The 14,887-nt window shown below is 73.0% G+C and carries 14 protein-coding genes; 8 read left to right on the top strand and 6 right to left on the bottom strand.

Annotation, left to right across the window (positions count from 1 at the left end):
- The 3 genes from EAO73_RS36005 to EAO73_RS17185 all read right to left on the bottom strand — a co-directional run.
- On the bottom strand, window positions 1-211 hold a 211-nt coding region (locus EAO73_RS36005), incomplete at its 3' end, for a helix-turn-helix transcriptional regulator (RefSeq protein ID WP_191134116.1).
- A 264-nt stretch (window positions 212-475) separates the two neighbouring features.
- The gene (locus EAO73_RS17180; RefSeq protein ID WP_147972436.1) at window positions 476-871 is read right to left on the bottom strand and encodes a peptidoglycan-binding domain-containing protein; all 396 of its coding nucleotides are present in this window, start codon (window positions 869-871) and stop codon (window positions 476-478) included.
- Window positions 872-1,052: 181 nt separating this feature from the next.
- Entirely contained in the window at window positions 1,053-1,982 is a 930-nt protein-coding gene (locus tag EAO73_RS17185; protein WP_412074606.1) for a sugar phosphate isomerase/epimerase family protein, read from the bottom strand.
- 192 nt (window positions 1,983-2,174) lie between these two features.
- Here EAO73_RS17185 and iolC point away from each other — a divergent pair, with 192 nt between their 5' ends.
- The 4 genes from iolC to EAO73_RS17205 are packed head-to-tail and all read left to right on the top strand — an operon-like array spanning window position 2,175 to window position 7,446.
- On the top strand, window positions 2,175-3,161 hold the full coding sequence (gene iolC, locus EAO73_RS17190; protein ID WP_147972437.1) for a 5-dehydro-2-deoxygluconokinase: 987 nt from the start codon (window positions 2,175-2,177) through the stop codon (window positions 3,159-3,161).
- A gap of 2 nt (window positions 3,162-3,163) precedes the next feature.
- Window positions 3,164-4,039 carry a 5-deoxy-glucuronate isomerase gene (iolB, locus tag EAO73_RS17195; RefSeq protein WP_147972438.1) on the top strand — a complete coding sequence of 292 codons (876 nt, stop codon included), beginning with the start codon at window positions 3,164-3,166 and terminating at the stop codon, window positions 4,037-4,039.
- Complete coding sequence (gene iolD, locus EAO73_RS17200; protein WP_147972439.1) at window positions 4,036-5,934, top strand: 3D-(3,5/4)-trihydroxycyclohexane-1,2-dione acylhydrolase (decyclizing); 1,899 nt, start codon at window positions 4,036-4,038, stop codon at window positions 5,932-5,934. Before iolB ends, iolD begins: the two co-directional genes overlap by 4 nt.
- 12 nt (window positions 5,935-5,946) lie before the next feature.
- Window positions 5,947-7,446, top strand: coding sequence for a CoA-acylating methylmalonate-semialdehyde dehydrogenase (locus EAO73_RS17205; RefSeq protein WP_147972440.1), 1,500 nt, complete (start codon window positions 5,947-5,949; stop codon window positions 7,444-7,446).
- 54 nt (window positions 7,447-7,500) lie between these two features.
- Here EAO73_RS17205 and EAO73_RS17210 read toward each other — a convergent pair whose 3' ends face one another.
- Both EAO73_RS17210 and EAO73_RS17215 read right to left on the bottom strand, forming a co-directional pair.
- On the bottom strand, window positions 7,501-7,971 hold the full coding sequence (locus EAO73_RS17210) for a GNAT family N-acetyltransferase (protein WP_147972441.1): 471 nt from the start codon (window positions 7,969-7,971) through the stop codon (window positions 7,501-7,503).
- A 101-nt stretch (window positions 7,972-8,072) separates the two neighbouring features.
- Window positions 8,073-8,792 (bottom strand): VC0807 family protein, encoded by a 720-nt coding sequence (locus EAO73_RS17215; protein ID WP_147972442.1) that lies wholly within the window; start codon window positions 8,790-8,792, stop codon window positions 8,073-8,075.
- Between the two features lie 250 nt (window positions 8,793-9,042).
- On the opposite strand from EAO73_RS17215, the gene EAO73_RS17220 reads away from it, so the two are divergent.
- Complete coding sequence (locus tag EAO73_RS17220) at window positions 9,043-9,855, top strand: hypothetical protein (protein WP_147972443.1); 813 nt, start codon at window positions 9,043-9,045, stop codon at window positions 9,853-9,855.
- 45 nt (window positions 9,856-9,900) lie between these two features.
- Window positions 9,901-10,521 (top strand): DUF4291 domain-containing protein, encoded by a 621-nt coding sequence (locus tag EAO73_RS17225; protein WP_147972444.1) that lies wholly within the window; start codon window positions 9,901-9,903, stop codon window positions 10,519-10,521.
- On the opposite strand, the gene EAO73_RS17230 is transcribed toward EAO73_RS17225, so the two are convergent.
- Complete coding sequence (locus tag EAO73_RS17230) at window positions 10,518-11,054, bottom strand: hypothetical protein (protein ID WP_147972445.1); 537 nt, start codon at window positions 11,052-11,054, stop codon at window positions 10,518-10,520. The two genes, EAO73_RS17225 and EAO73_RS17230, sit on opposite strands and share 4 nt — an antisense overlap.
- A gap of 164 nt (window positions 11,055-11,218) precedes the next feature.
- Here EAO73_RS17230 and EAO73_RS17235 point away from each other — a divergent pair, with 164 nt between their 5' ends.
- Together EAO73_RS17235 and EAO73_RS17240 are read left to right on the top strand one after the other, a co-directional pair.
- Window positions 11,219-13,879, top strand: coding sequence for an alpha/beta fold hydrolase (locus tag EAO73_RS17235; RefSeq protein WP_191134117.1), 2,661 nt, complete (start codon window positions 11,219-11,221; stop codon window positions 13,877-13,879).
- Complete coding sequence (locus tag EAO73_RS17240) at window positions 13,876-14,754, top strand: ABC transporter permease (RefSeq protein WP_147972446.1); 879 nt, start codon at window positions 13,876-13,878, stop codon at window positions 14,752-14,754. The genes EAO73_RS17235 and EAO73_RS17240 overlap by 4 nt, the downstream gene beginning before the upstream one ends.
- Window positions 14,755-14,887 lie beyond the last annotated feature (133 nt).

Genomic DNA, 14,887 nt, shown 5'->3' on the forward strand with positions numbered 1-14,887 from the left:
CCCCGGCCGGGCCGCCACCCAGGCCCGGACGGTGCCCCGGCCGGGCCGCCACCCAGGCCCGGACGGTGTCCGCGTACCAGTAGGGCTTGCCGCTCTCCACGTGGTCGGGGGCCGGGAGGAGGCCGTGCTTGCGATAGGAGCGGACCGTGTCCGGCTGAACCCGGATGTGCGCGGCGATGTCCTTGTAGGACCAGAGCCTTGTGTCCGTCATGGTGCCACCTCTCTGCACCGCGGCGGCGGCCTGGAAGCCGTCGGGGGAGCTGCGCCGCGGTCACTGACGATCACTCAGCCTCGGCGGGGTGACCGGCAGCGGCCGGCACCGGGCGGGCCTGTTGAGCGCCTGTGACGGAAGACCCGCGTAACGGAGATATGCGTGACAAGGGGGTGATCTTCGCGGGGCGCCCGCCAGAGCCGTCGCGCCCGCCAGACCCGCCGCGCCCGCCCGGCCTGCCCGACGGTCAACGGGGAACGCCGGTCACGCGGTTGGGGCAACCGGCGCGTCGCCGCGCCAGAGCGCGGCCCAGGTGTCCGCGTCGACCACGCCGCTGGCCAGGAGCGGCGGGTGGGCGGCCTGGAAGCGCTGGACGGCGTCGAGGGTGCGCAGGCCGAAAGCCCCGTCGACCGCGTCCCACGGCAGGTACTGCCGGTTGGCCAGCATGCACTGCACCTGGAAGGCCCGTTCGCCCTGGTCACCGAAGACGGTGAGCCCGTCACCGTCGTAGAAGGCGCACACGGGGCTGGAGCCGGCCGGCGGCACGTTCTCGGCGTCGGCGGCGGCGCCCGGGGCCGCGGCGAGGGTGGCCGTCAGCGCGAGGCCGGCCAGCGCCCCGGCGGCGAGGCTGCGGCGCGGGGTGAGAGGGATTCGGGGCATGGGGCTCGCTCCTAGCGGTGAGGTCAGGGGGGCGGGCCCGTGGGCCCGGTCTCACCGAGGACAACAGCTCGCACCGGCGTCACGTCACTGCCGGATCCCGGCCAAGCCGCCAGAACCGGCGGAAGACCGGGGGACGGGCCCCCGGGAGCCCCGAGCCCACGGGCGCTCGGGCCTCGCCCCCTCAGCGCCCCGCCCGGGGCGCCCCGCAGGAGCGGAGGTAGTCGCGGGTGCGCCGGGCGATCGGGAAGGGGCGGTCGGGCGGGCAGGGGTACATGTCCTGCTCGACGATGGCGAAGAGGTCGACGTCCAGCCGGCGGGCGGCGGCGAGGACGGGTTCCAGGGCCGGGACGCCGCCCGGCGGCTCGCACATGACGCCGCGTGCCACGGCGGGCCCGAACGGCACCTCGCCGGCGACCACTTCGGCGAGGATCTCCGGATCCACCTGCTTGAGGTGGAGGTAGCCGATCCGCTCGCCGTAGGTCTCGATCAGCTTGACGCTGTCGCCGCCGCAGTACGCGTAATGGCCCGTGTCGAGGCAGAGCGAGACCAGGCCGGGGTCGGTGGCGTCGAGGAAGCGGGCGACGTTCTCCTCGGTGTCGATGTGGGTGTCGGCGTGCGGGTGGACGACGACGCGCAGCCCGTAGCGGTCCTGGACCTCGCGGGCCAGCCGCTCGGTCTGGGTGGTGAGATGACGCCACTGCCCGGCGGTGAGGGTGCGGTCCTCCAGCACCTCGCCCGTCTTGTCGTCCCGCCAGAACGAGGGGATCACCACAAGATGGCCGGCGCCCATCGCCCGGGTGAGGGCCGCGATGTCGGCGACATGCGCCCAGGTCCGGTCCCAGACGTCCGGGCCGTGGTGCAATCCCGTGAAAACGGTGCCCGCCGAGACGGACAGCCCGCGGCGCGCCGTCTCGTCCGCGAGGCGGGCCGGATCGGTCGGGAGGTAGCCGTACGGGCCCAGCTCGATCCACTCGTAGCCCGCGGCGGAGACCTCGTCCAGGAAGCGCCGCCAGGGCACCTGCCGCGGATCGTCGGGGAACCACACCCCCCAGGAGTCGGGCGCTGAGCCGATACGGATGCCGGCCGGTGCGGAGGGGGAGGAGGACATCATGCGTCCACCCTCATCACGCGGGGGGACGGGTGTCAAGGATAGGTCCGTATGTCCGTACAAGTGGGGAAGGTGATCGCGGAGAAGAGGGGGACGGGGAGGAAGGGACGGGGAAGAGTAGGCGGGAGGCCGGTCGCCGCCGCGGCGGCCGCTCTCGCCGGTGGCCCGAAGGGCGCCCAGCGGAAGGGAAGCCGAATGCCTGAGCAGCCGTACGACGTGATCACCATGGGACGGATCGGGGTGGACCTCTACCCGTTGCGGACGGGCGTGCCACTGGCCCGGGTCGACACCTTCGGGAAGTTCCTCGGCGGTTCCCCGTCCAACGTCGCCGTCGCCGCGGCCCGCCTCGGCCGGCGCACCGCCGTGGTGACCCGCACCGGCCGGGACCCCTTCGGCGACTACCTGCGCGAGCAGTTGCGGGAGTTCGGGGTGGACGACCGGTGGGTGACGCCCGTCGCCGCCTATCCGACCCCGGTGACCTTCTGCGAGATCTTCCCGCCCGACGACTTCCCACTCTACTTCTACCGGCAGCCCAAGGCCCCCGACCTGGAGATCCACGCCTCCGAACTCGACCTGGACGCGGTCGGGGCCGCCCGGGTGTTCTGGATGACCGGCACCGGCCTGTGCGCCGAGCCGAGCCGTACGGCCACACTCGCCGCGCTGCGCGCCCGCGACCGCTCCGGCATCACCGTCTTCGACCTCGACTGGCGCCCGATGTTCTGGCCCTCCGACGCCTCCGGACCGAGCCCGGCCGCGCGCTACCGCGAGGCCCTGGCGTACGCGACCGTCGCCGTCGGCAACCTCGACGAGTGCGAGGTCGCCACCGGCGAGCGCGAACCGTACGCGGCGGCCCGCGCCCTCATCGAGGCCGGTGTCGAACTGGCCGTGGTCAAGCAGGGCCCGGCGGGCGTCCTCGCCGTCCACCGGGACGGGACCAGCGCCGACGTGCCGCCGCTCCCCGTGGACGTGGTCAACGGCCTCGGCGCGGGAGACGCGTTCGGAGGAGCGCTCTGCCACGGGCTGCTGAGCGGCTGGGACACCGCCCGCACCATGCGCTACGCCAACGCCGCCGGAGCCATCGTCGCCGCCCGGCTCGCCTGCTCCTCCGCCATGCCGTTCCCGCACGAGGTCGAGGCCGCCCTCGGCGAGGGCGCGGTCACCGCACACAGCGAAAGGGCCTGAGCATGCGAGGCGAACCCACGTACCACCTGCCCGCCGGCCACACCGCGCGCGGCCCCTACGCCCTGGACATCGGGCCGGAACGGGCCGGCTGGGAGCGGTCGAGCCTGCGCGTGCTGGAGCTGGAGCCGGGAGGAGTTCACACACTTGTCACCGGGGAGAGCGAGTGGATCGTACTGCCGTTGACCGGCAGCTGTACGGTGCACATCTCAGATGAGATCTTTGAACTGCTGGGCCGTAAGAGCGTGTTCAGCGGCGTTTCCGATTTCGCCTATGTACCGCGCGACGCCCGTGCACAGATCGCCTCCGGCGCAGGAGGCCGCTTCGCCCTGGCAGGAGCGAAGTGCGAGCGACGACTCCCCGCTCGCTACGGCCCCGCGCCGGAGGTTCGTGTGGAACTGCGCGGCGCCGGCGTCTGCTCCCGCCAGGTGCACAACTTCGCCGCCGCCGACGCCTTCGACTGCGACCGGCTCATCACCGTCGAGGTCCTCACTCCCGGGGGCAACTGGTCCTCCTACCCGCCGCACAAGCACGACGAGCACCACCCCGGCGAGGAATCCGTCCTGGAGGAGATCTACTACTTCGAGGTCGAGGACGACGGCCTCGGCTACCACCGGGTCACCCCGTCCCGACCCGGCGGTACGGACGTGCTGGCCGAGGTCCGCAGCGGTGACACGGTCCTCATCCCGGACGGCTGGCACGGCCCCTCCATCGCCCCGCCCGGCCGCACGCTGTACTACCTCAACGTCATGGCGGGCCCCGGTGAGACGCGGGAGTGGCTGATCCGCGACCACCCCGACCACACCTGGGTCCGCGACACCTGGCCGTCCCAGCCGGTCGACCCCCGGCTGCCGTTCCACGGACCGGAGGACCCCGCATGACCACGACGTCCGGCAGGACCGGGGGGACCACCCGCCTCACGACCGCCCAGGCGCTCGTCGCCTTCCTCGCCCGCCAGTACACCGAACGCGACGGCGAGCGCCACCGGCTGATCGCCGCCACCTGGGGCATCTTCGGCCACGGCAACGTAGCGGGCGTCGGCCAGGCGCTCCTGGAGACCGGACCGGCCATGCCCTACCTCCAGGGCCGCAACGAACAGGCCATGGTGCACGCGGCCGTCGGTTACGCCCGCCAGTCCGGCCGGCTGTCCGCCCAGGCCGTCACCACCTCCATCGGCCCCGGTGCCACCAACCTTGTCACCGGCGCCGCCCTCGCCACCGTCAACCACCTCCCCGTCCTGCTGCTGCCCGGCGACACCTTCGCGACCCGCCCCGCCGATCCCGTGCTCCAGCAGCTGGAGGTGCCGTACGCGGGCGATGTCTCCGTCAACGACTGCCTGCGCCCCGTCTCCCGCTTTTTCGACCGGATCACCCGCCCCGAGGCCCTGATCCCGGCCGTGCTCCAGGCCATGCGGGTCCTCGCCGGCCCGGCGGAGACCGGCGCGGTCACGCTCGCGCTGCCGCAGGACGTGCAGGCGGAGGCGTACGACTGGCCGGCGGAGTTCTTCGCGGAGCGCGTCTGGCACGTACGCCGCCCCGCCCCCGACCCGTACGAACTCGACCAAGCGGTACGGGCGGTGCGCGCCGCCCGCCGCCCTCTGGTCGTCGCGGGCGGCGGGGTCCGCCACAGCGGCGCCGAGGGCGCTCTCGCCGCGTTCGCCGAAGCCACCGGCATCCCCGTCGCCTCCACTCAGGCCGGCAAGGGCTCCCTGCGCCACGACCACCCCGCCGACGTCGGCGGCATCGGCCACACCGGGACCGCCACCGCCGACGGCCTCGCCCGCACCGCCGACCTCGTCATCGGCATCGGCACCCGCCACACCGACTTCACCACGGCGTCCGCGACCCTCTTCCAGAACCCCGGCGTCCGCTTCCTCAACATCAACATCACCGGCTTCGACGCCCACAAGCTCGCCGCTCTTCCGCTCGTCGCCGATGCCCGCACCGCCCTCGAAGCCCTCACCGACGCCCTGGCCGGCCGCCGCACGGAGCCCGCGTACGAGGCGGAGTACACGGAGGAGAAGGCCCGTTGGGAGCGGCGCGTGGACGCCGCGTACGCCGCCCCCGACCCGCACGCCCGCCCCACCCAGACCCAGGTCCTGGGCCTCCTGGACGAGCTGGTCACCGACGAGGACATCCTCATCAACGCGGCCGGTTCACTCCCCGGTGACCTGCACAAGCTCTGGCGCGCCCGCTCCCCGCGCCAGTACCACGTGGAGTACGGGTACTCCTGCATGGGCTACGAGATCCCGGCCGCGATCGGCGTGCGGATGGCGGCCCCGGACCGTCCCGTCTGGGCGCTCGTCGGCGACGGCACGTACCTGATGAACCCCACCGAGATCGTCACCGCCGTCCAGGAGAACGTCCCCGTCAAGCTCGTCGTCCTGCAGAACCACGGCTACGCCTCGATCGGCGGGCTCTCCGAGGCCACCGGCGGCGAGCGCTTCGGCACGGACTACCGCCACCGGTCGGCGGACGGAGACTTCACCGGCCCCCCGCTCCCCGTGGACCTCGCCGCCAACGCCGCCTCGCTCGGCATGCGGGTGCTGCGCGCCGGGACGGTGGGCGAGCTGCGCGAGGCCCTTGCCGAGGCCCGTGCGGCGGACGGGCCCGTCTGCGTGCACGTGGAGACCGAAACACCCGGCGCCGGACAGGGGCCGCCGGAGGCACAGGCGTGGTGGGATGTCCCCGTGGCCGAGACGGCCACCCGCCCCGCGGCGGTCGCAGCACGGAAAGAGTACGAACGCCACAGCGCCGACCGACGCCGTCACCTCTGAAGGAGCCGCAGCATGAAGACCCTGAACCACTGGATCGGCGGCAAGACCGTCGAGGGCACCTCGGGCAACTACGGCGAGGTCACCGATCCCGCCACCGGCGCCGTCACCACCCGGGTCGCGTTCGCCTCGGCGGAGGAGGCCGACGCGGCGGTGGCCGCCGCGAAGGACGCGTACACGACGTGGCGCGACTCCTCGCTGTCCGCCCGCACGGCGGTCCTGTTCCGCTACCGCGCGCTGCTGGACGCCCACCGGGACGAGATCGCCGCGCTCATCACCGCCGAGCACGGCAAGGTGCACTCCGACGCGCTGGGCGAGGTCGCCCGGGGCCTGGAGATCGTCGAGCTGGCCTGCGGGATCACCACCCAGCTCAAGGGCGAGCTGTCCACCCAGGTCTCCAGCCGGGTCGACGTCTCCTCGATCCGCCAGCCGCTCGGTGTGGTCGCCGGGATCACCCCGTTCAACTTCCCGGCCATGGTGCCGATGTGGATGTTCCCGCTGGCCGTCGCCTGCGGCAACACCTTCGTGCTCAAGCCCAGCGAGAAGGACCCGTCCGCCGCGAACCTCCTCGCCGAGCTGGCCGCCGAGGCCGGGCTGCCGGACGGGGTGCTGAACGTGCTGCACGGGGACCGCGTCGCCGTCGACGCCCTGCTGACCCACCCGGACGTGGCAGCCGTGTCGTTCGTCGGCTCGACGCCCATCGCCCGCCACATCCACGCCACCGCCTCGGCCAACGGCAAGCGCGTGCAGGCGCTCGGCGGCGCGAAGAACCACATGCTGGTGCTGCCCGACGCGGACCTGGACGCCGCCGCCGACGCCGCCGTCTCCGCCGCGTACGGCTCGGCCGGTGAACGCTGCATGGCGATCTCCGCCGTGGTCGCCGTCGGCGCGATCGGCGACGAGCTGGTCGCCCGGATCAAGGAGCGGGCCGAGCGGATCACGATCGGCCCCGGCACCGACCCGGACTCCGAGATGGGCCCGCTGATCACCGCCGCCCACCGCGACAAGGTCGCCTCCTACGTCACCGGCGCCGCAGCCCAGGGCGCCGAAGTCGTCCTCGACGGGACCGGGTTCACCGTCGAGGGCTTCGAGGACGGCCACTGGATCGGCCTCTCGCTCCTCGACCACGTCTCCACCGACTCCGACGCGTACCGGGACGAGATCTTCGGCCCGGTCCTGTGCGTGCTGCGGGTGGAGACGTACGAGGAGGGCGTCGCCCTCATGAACGCCTCGCCGTACGGCAACGGCACCGCGATCTTCACCCGCGACGGCGGCGCGGCCCGCCGCTTCCAGCTGGAGATCGAGGCCGGCATGGTCGGCGTCAACGTGCCGATCCCGGTGCCGGTCGGCTACCACTCCTTCGGCGGCTGGAAGGACTCCCTCTTCGGCGACCACCACATCTACGGCAACGACGGCGTGCACTTCTACACCCGAGGCAAGGTCACCACGACCCGCTGGCCCGACCCGGCGGACGCCCCGGCGGGCGTGGACCTGGGCTTCCCCAGGAACCACTGACCCGCCACCCACGGCCCGCGTACAGGCCGGGGCCACCCGGTCCCGGCCCGTACGTCAGCCCAGCTCCAGCACCCCGACCGTCTGGTCCCCGCTCGTCTCGCCAGTGGCCCGGAAGCCGAGCCCCAGATAGAAGCCCTCGGGGCCGTCGTCGCCCGGGTGCCAGGTGACGTACATCCGGTCGCCGCCGCGCCGGCGGATCTCGGCGGCCACGGACTCGACCGCGAACCGGCCGCAGCCGCGCCCCTGTTCGTCCGCCGCGATGTTGAGGCGCCACAGCCCCGAGCGGATGTCGCGCCCCGTGCCGTCACCCGCGAAGTCGATGTCCAGGAAGGCCATCAGGAAGCCGACGAGCCGGTCACCGTCGTGTATGAGCCGGGGCCAGGCGGCCTCCGGGTGCACATACGCCTCGGCGAGGGACTTCACCACCGGCGCCACCAGATGCTCCTGGTCGGGCCGGACCCTGAGGCCGATCGCGGCGTCGACGTTCTCGGCGGTGACCTCGGCCAGCCTCAGTGAAGTAGTCATGCGGAAACGGTAAACGGCGTGGTCAAACGCTTTTCGGGGCGGACGGAACGCAACCGCAGGGCCACTCCCCCGGAGTGGCCCTGCGGAGTTTCGAGGGAGCTTCAGCGCTCCGTGGCGCCGGCCTCGGTCTCGGCCTCGATCATCCGCTCCATCGGGGCGACCGCGACGCGCCCCGAGACGAGGAACGCCAGCACCATCGAGACGATCATGATCACGGTCCCGGCCCACACCATCGTCTCGACCGGCACGGTGTACGCGCCCACGGCCCGCACCGCGCACTCGGTGAGCAGCGCCAGGCCCCACACCGCCGAGAACCGCGTCTCGGCCCGGCGGAACGACGGCGAACCGGCCGACAGCCGCTGCCAGGCCGCCGTCTTGGCGGCCTCGCCCCGGGTCAGCCACGGCCGCAGGCCCGCCGACAGCATCGGCCGCCCCCGCAGTGCGGTCACCAGGAACGCCAGCCCGATGGTGCTGCTCACCGCGCTGTCCTTGAGGAGCATCACCCGCGGGTCACCCGCCACCAGGCCCAGCAGCAGCGAGATCGCGTTGACCGACACCATCAGCGCCGCAAGGCCGTTGAGCCGGCGCTCGCGCACCGCACCCCACAGCGTGCGCACCGCCGGCACCACGCTGCTCCAGGCCAGCGCGCCGAATGTGCCGAGCCCCGCCGCCTTCAGCACGTAGTAGGACGCGAGCGGCAGACCGACGTCCACCAGCAGCGGCTTCAGGCTGTCCACGAGCGCCTTGCGGGGCGCGATCGGGGCGGCGGCCGCCGGGGCGTCGACGACGGGGGCGTTGAGTGTGGCGGCCGGGCTGCTCATGTCGGTTCCTCCCGCTGCGGCGGCGCCCTCGCGGCTCCCGCTCTCGACACGTCCAGAGTGCCGATCCGGGCCCCCTCCCCGGCAGAGCCGCGTGTACTGACCTCCGCATGACGAATGTCATTGCCTTCGCATGCGGTCGTACGGCTCCGAGCGCGTGACCGGATCGTTGCCGTGCGGCGTACAACCGCCGACGGCCCTTCGCGGTCCCACAGACGGTTCGGTCGTCGAGGGAAGCAGCGAGCTCACACTGATGGCGAAGACAATGTGGAACGCGGTGGTCGCCGCGGGAGCGGTGGCCGTGGTCACCGCGACGACGGCGGCTCCGGCCGGGGCGGCGACGGGCGGGGTCTCGTACTCCCAGGTCTCGGTGAACGGCGGGAAGCCGATTGTGATCGGTATCCAGGAAGTGGTCTCGGTGCCCGTGACCTTCCGGATGACGACCACACGGACCTGGGACGGGCCGCCGCTGTTCCTGCTCTACCGGGGAGAGCTCGGCGATTTGGGCCCGAACAATCTGTACAGCGGGTTCGGCTATTCCGATGACGCCTGCCCGACCGAGGGGAGGGGCAGTTGCGTCGTCGACGACGGGGTGCTGGACATCGACCCGAAGGGCGACATCAAGGGGAACGGTTACGCCGGCACCTGGAAGAGCTCCGCCCTGCTCCACATCCCCGGCGAGGACCTCTTCACCGACCTGAACCACCCGGTCCAGGTCCAGCGCGCCACCCGCGTCACGGTCAACGCCGCGCCCGAGCCGGTCGTCACCGGGAAGACGATCACCGTGACCGGCAAGGTCACCCGGGCCAACTGGGAGACGCACTCGTACCAGGGTTACGCCGGCCGCACGGTCAGCCTGCAGTTCAAGGCGGACGGCGCGTCCTCGTACACGACGGTCAAGAAGGTGACGTCCGGTTCGACGGGCTCGCTCAAGACCACGGTGAAGGCCGCCAAGTCGGGGACCTGGCGCTGGAACTACTACGGCAACTCCACCGCCGGTGCGAAGGCGTCGACCGGGGACCACGTCATCGTGTGGTCGGGCGTCCGCGTGATGCACGCGCGGTAGAAAACCCGTTCGCCGTCCCCCGCCGCACGGTGCTGTGATGCATGTATGACCGCATCCGCGACCACCACGCCCCAGCATCAGATCCGCGCACTCCACACGGCCGGCACCGTGACCGTCTACCAGGCGTACACGCCGTCACTCGGTCTGCCGGCCGCCCGCGACGGGCGCTTCCCGGCCGCCTGGAAGCGCGATCGCATGACGTGGATCAAGCCGAGCTTCCTGTGGATGATGTACCGCTGCGGCTGGGGGACGAAGGAGGCCCAGGAGACCGTCCTCGCCGTCGAGATCAGCCGCGAGGGCTTCGACTGGGCCCTCGCGCACGCCGAACTCTCGCACTACGAGAGCGGTGTGCACCCGGACCGCGCCACCTGGCAGCGCGATCTGCGCCGCGCCCCCGCCCGCGTCCAGTGGGACCCCGAGCGCGACCTGCACCTGAACCGGCTGCCGCACCGCTCGCTCCAGCTCGGCCTGGCGGGGGAGGCGTCACGGCGGTACGCGGACGAGTGGACCGTCGCGATCCGCGATGTCACCCCGCTCGCCCGGGAGATCCACGCGCTGGTCCGGGCGGGCGAAACGGAGGCCGCGACGGCGCTGCTGCCCGCCGAGTCGCCCTACCCGCTGCCGCAGGGCACCCCGCTTCCCGCGCCCCGGACCGCCGCCGTCTAGACCCCGGCCCACCCCGTCAGCTTCACGATCTCGGACGCGATGTCCACGACCGTCCGCCCGTCCGTCGCCACCCGCACGGTGTCCGCCGGGGCGTGTTCGTCGAGCATCCGGGCCTTGCGCATGCTGCTGCGCAGCTCGTGCTCCAGCTCGGAACCGATCTCGCGGCCGGTGAGCCGCTGGGCGGTCGTGGCGTCGGACGCGGTCAGCAGGACCCGTACGCACCGCACCCCGTCCCCCATCGCCCGCTCGAACATGGGCGCCGAGCCGGCCAGCACACTCACCGTGTTCGTGTAGACGAGGCGGCGCAGGCCCAGGTCCGCGTAGTTGGCCCAGACCGCCGCCAGATTGCGTTCGGTGATCAGGGAGCGGTGCGGGTCGTCGTCCGGCGCGGGATGCACGGCGCCCATGAAGTCGCCGTCGATCACCGCGTGCGCCGCCCCGGCCTCGCGCAGCCGCGCCGACACCTCCCAGGCCACCGTTGTCTTCCCCACGCCCGCGCGCCCGCCGATCAGCAGTACTTCCGGTTGGTCCATGACGGCAGCGTCCCAGGGCGGGGCGGCCGTGCGCGACGCAATTGCGGGCCCGGCGCATACCGCGTGCGCAGTACGCGGGGCCGGCCCCGTACGCCTTGAGGATGCCCGGGAGTTCCGCCCGGCGGCAGGCGGGACGGGGTGCGCGGCCGCATAGGCTCGACGGCATGGATTCCCCTGACGCGCGTACGTCCCGGTGGCGGCGCCTGCTGCCCCGCACCCGAGGCCGGTGGGCGGCGGCCGGTGCCGCGCTCCTCGTGCTGGCCGGTGCGGGCACCTGGACGGCGGTGGCCGACGACAGCGGTCCCGCCGTGCACCGCCAGGACCGGATGATGCGCGTCGACGGCGTGTCCCTGGACACCTCCTACTTCACGGCCGGCGGCAGCGGGCGCCGGCCCGCCGTGCTCATCGGCCACGGATTCGGCGGCAGCAAGGCGGAGACCCGGGCACAGGCCGAGCAACTGGCCCGCGACGGGTACGCCGTGCTCACCTGGTCCGCGCGCGGCTTCGGGAAGTCGGGCGGCACGATCGGGCTCAACGCCCCGGACCACGAGGTCAAGGACGTGTCCCGGCTGATCGACTGGCTCGCCGCGCGCCCCGAGGTACGGCTCGACGCCGAGGGCGACCCGAGGGTGGGCATCACCGGGGCGTCCTACGGCGGTGCCGTCTCGCTCCTCGCGGCCGGTTACGACCACCGCGTGGACGCGATCGCCCCGCAGATCACCTACTGGAACCTCGCCGACGCGCTCTTCCCGGACGGGGTGTTCAAGAAACTCTGGGCCGGGATCTTCGTCAACTCCGGCGGCGGCTGCGACCACTTCGAGAAGGAGCTGTGCGAGCTGTACGAACGGGTCGCCGTCAGCGGCAAGCCGGACGCCGCCGCGCGCGACCTGCTCACCGCACGCTCCCCGAGCGCCGTCGCCGACCGCATCAAGGCCCCCGCGCTCATCGTGCAGGGCCAGACCGACTCCCTCTTCCCCCTCGGCCAGGCCGACGCCATGGCGAAGGCCATCGCCGCCAACGGCGCGCCCGTCTCCGTCGACTGGACGGCCGGCGGGCACGACGGGGGTGACATGGAGACCGGGCGGGTACAGAAGAGGATCGGCTCCTGGTTCGACCGCTATCTGAAGGGGGAAGAGGGCGCCGGCACCGGCCCCGCCTTCCGCGTCACCCGCACCGGCGGCATCGACTCCACCGACGGCGCCGCCCTCACCCGGGGCGCGAGCAGCGACACCTACCCGGGCCTGCACAGCGGCGGCAGGGCCGTCGCCCTGCGCGGCGGCACCCAGAAGGTCACCAACCCCGCCGGGGCCAACCCGCCGTCCATCTCCGCCGTCCCCGGAGCCGGCGGCTCCCTCGCCCAGCTCTCCACCCTCGGCGTCGGCCTCTCCCTCGACTTCCCCGGCCAGTACGCCCGCTTCGACTCCACCCCGCTGGCCACCGCACGCCGCATCACCGGCGCCCCGACCGTACGGGTGACCGTGAAGGCCGACCACGGCGACGCGGTTCTGTTCGGCAAGGTGTACGACGTCTCCCCGGACGGCAAGCGGCAGGTGCTCCCCGCCCAGCTCGTCGCCCCCTACCGGATCACGCCCGCGCAGCAGGGCAAGCCGGTCGAGCTGACGCTGCCCGCCGTCGACCACGAACTCGACGCGGGCCACCGCCTGCGCCTCGTCCTCGCCTCGACCGACCTCGGCTACGCGTCCCCGGCCGAGCCGGCCACGTACACCGTCTCCCTCGACGGGCCCCTCACGCTTCCCACCGCGCCCGGCCTCGAAACCGCCTCGGCCGCGCTGCCCTGGTGGACCTGGGCCCTGCCCGCCGCCGCCCTGGTGATCGCCGCAGCCCTGCTGCTCACCGCCCGCCGCCGTACCGCGACGCCCGCACCCGATCCCGCACTCTCCGACGTACCGCTCCAGATCACCGGCCTGTCCAAGAAGTACGCCAAGTCCTCCGACCGGTACGCGGTCCGCGACCTCTCCTTCCGCGTCGAGAAGGGCCAGGTGCTCGGCCTCCTCGGGCCCAACGGCGCCGGCAAGACCACCACCCTGCGCATGCTCATGGGGCTCATCACCCCCGACGACGGCGAGATCCGCGTCTTCGGGCGGGCCATCCGCCCCGGCGCGCCCGTGCTCTCCCGGGTCGGCTGCTTCGTCGAGGGCGCGGGCTTCCTCCCGCACCTGTCCGGCCGCGCCAACCTGGAGCTGTACTGGAAGGCCACCGGACGCCCCGACGAGGACGCGCGCATCGACGAGGCGCTGGAGATCGCCGGCCTCGGCGACGCCCTGGCCCGCGCCGTGCGCACGTACTCGCAGGGCATGCGGCAGCGGCTCGCCATCGCGCAGGCCATGCTCGGCATGCCGGACCTGCTCATCCTCGACGAGCCGACCAACGGGCTGGACCCGCCGCAGATCCGCGAGATGCGGGACGTGATGATCCGGTACGCGGCCGGCGGCCGCACCGTGATCGTCTCCAGCCACCTCCTGTCCGAGGTGGAGCAGTCCTGCACGCACCTGGTCGTCATGGACCGCGGCCGGCTCGTCCAGGCGGGCCCCGTCGCGGAGATGACCGGCTCCGGCGACATGCTCCTGGTCACCGCCGCCGATCCGCTCGCCGAACCCCTCGTGGAGAAGATCGCCGCCCTGCCGGGCATCGGCTCCGCCGTCCGCACCGACGACGGGCACGGGCTGCTCGTCCGGCTCGACGGGGCGAACTCGCCGCAGCTGATCGCCGAACTGGTCCGCCTCGACGTGCCGCTGACGGGTGTCGGCCCGCACCGCCGCCTGGAGGACGCCTTCCTCACCCTGATCTCCGGAGGCTCCGCATGAGCACCGCAGCCGACCTCGCCGCGGCCCCCGAGGCGCCCGGCTACCGCGCCCGCCACACCCTGCCGCTGCGCGTCGAGGCGGTACGGCAGCTGCGCCGGCGCCGGACCCTGCTGATGGGCGGGGTGCTGGCCGCGCTGCCGTTCATCCTGATCATCGCGTTCGCGATCGGCGGCACCCCGGACGGCGGGCGCGGCGGCAACGACCGGATCACGCTGATGGACACGGCGACCGCGTCCGCCGCGAACTTCGCCGCGACCTGCCTGTTCGTCTCGGCGGGCTTCCTGCTCGTCGTCCCGGTCGCGCTGTTCTGCGGCGACACCGTGGCCTCCGAGGCGAGCTGGTCCTCGCTGCGCTACCTGCTCGCCGCGCCCGTGCCCCGGGCCAGGCTGCTGTGGAGCAAGCTCGTCGTCGCGCTGGGCTTCAGCCTCGCCGCGATGGTCCTGCTGCCGCTCGTCGCGCTCGCGGCGGGGGCGGCGGCCTACGGCTGGGGGCCGCTGGAACTGCCGACCGGGGGAGCGCTGGCGGCCGGGGACGCGGTGCCGCGCCTCGCGCTCGTGGTGGCGTTCGTCTTCGTGTCCCAACTGGTGACCGCGGGGCTGGCGTTCTGGCTGTCGACGAAGACCGACGCCCCGCTCGGCGCGGTGGGCGGCGCGGTCGGGCTGACCATCGTCGGCAATGTGCTCGACGCCGTGACCGCGCTCGGCTCCTGGCGCGACTTCCTCCCGGCCCACTGGCAGTTCGCCTGGGCCGACGCGCTCCAGCCCTCTATCGAGTGGGGCGGCATGGCCAAGGGCGCGGCCGTATCGGTGACCTATGCCCTGATCCTGTTCGCTTTCGCCTTCCGTGGGTTCAGCCGTAAGGACATCGTGTCCTGACCTTGACATTCCGCCGCCGAAGCGCTCGTTGTTGCCGCATCGAGATCGTTCCGCAACGCTTTCGGCCGGTCCGGATCGCCTGCTCGCACGTCACATTCACAAGTGCTGACGTGACGACACAGGGGGTAACGGA

The organism is Streptomyces sp. col6 (genome assembly GCF_008042035.1).
GTDB lineage: Bacteria > Actinomycetota > Actinomycetes > Streptomycetales > Streptomycetaceae > Streptomyces.

Excerpts from the sequence above, each read along its gene's own strand:
- EAO73_RS17185 (WP_412074606.1), bottom strand. The coding sequence starts at position 1,982 with ATGATGTCCTCCTCCCCCTCCGCACCGGCCGGCATCCGTATCGGCTCA.
- EAO73_RS17215 (WP_147972442.1), bottom strand. The coding sequence starts at position 8,792 with ATGAGCAGCCCGGCCGCCACACTCAACGCCCCCGTCGTCGACGCCCCG.
- iolC (WP_147972437.1), top strand. The coding sequence starts at position 2,175 with ATGCCTGAGCAGCCGTACGACGTGATCACCATGGGACGGATCGGGGTG.
- iolB (WP_147972438.1), top strand. The coding sequence starts at position 3,164 with ATGCGAGGCGAACCCACGTACCACCTGCCCGCCGGCCACACCGCGCGC.
- iolD (WP_147972439.1), top strand. The coding sequence starts at position 4,036 with ATGACCACGACGTCCGGCAGGACCGGGGGGACCACCCGCCTCACGACC.
- EAO73_RS17210 (WP_147972441.1), bottom strand. The coding sequence starts at position 7,971 with ATGACTACTTCACTGAGGCTGGCCGAGGTCACCGCCGAGAACGTCGAC.
- EAO73_RS17220 (WP_147972443.1), top strand. The coding sequence starts at position 9,043 with ATGGCGAAGACAATGTGGAACGCGGTGGTCGCCGCGGGAGCGGTGGCC.
- EAO73_RS17230 (WP_147972445.1), bottom strand. The coding sequence starts at position 11,054 with ATGGACCAACCGGAAGTACTGCTGATCGGCGGGCGCGCGGGCGTGGGG.
- EAO73_RS17180 (WP_147972436.1), bottom strand. The coding sequence starts at position 871 with ATGCCCCGAATCCCTCTCACCCCGCGCCGCAGCCTCGCCGCCGGGGCG.
- EAO73_RS17225 (WP_147972444.1), top strand. The coding sequence starts at position 9,901 with ATGACCGCATCCGCGACCACCACGCCCCAGCATCAGATCCGCGCACTC.
- EAO73_RS17235 (WP_191134117.1), top strand. The coding sequence starts at position 11,219 with ATGGATTCCCCTGACGCGCGTACGTCCCGGTGGCGGCGCCTGCTGCCC.
- EAO73_RS17205 (WP_147972440.1), top strand. The coding sequence starts at position 5,947 with ATGAAGACCCTGAACCACTGGATCGGCGGCAAGACCGTCGAGGGCACC.
- EAO73_RS17240 (WP_147972446.1), top strand. The coding sequence starts at position 13,876 with ATGAGCACCGCAGCCGACCTCGCCGCGGCCCCCGAGGCGCCCGGCTAC.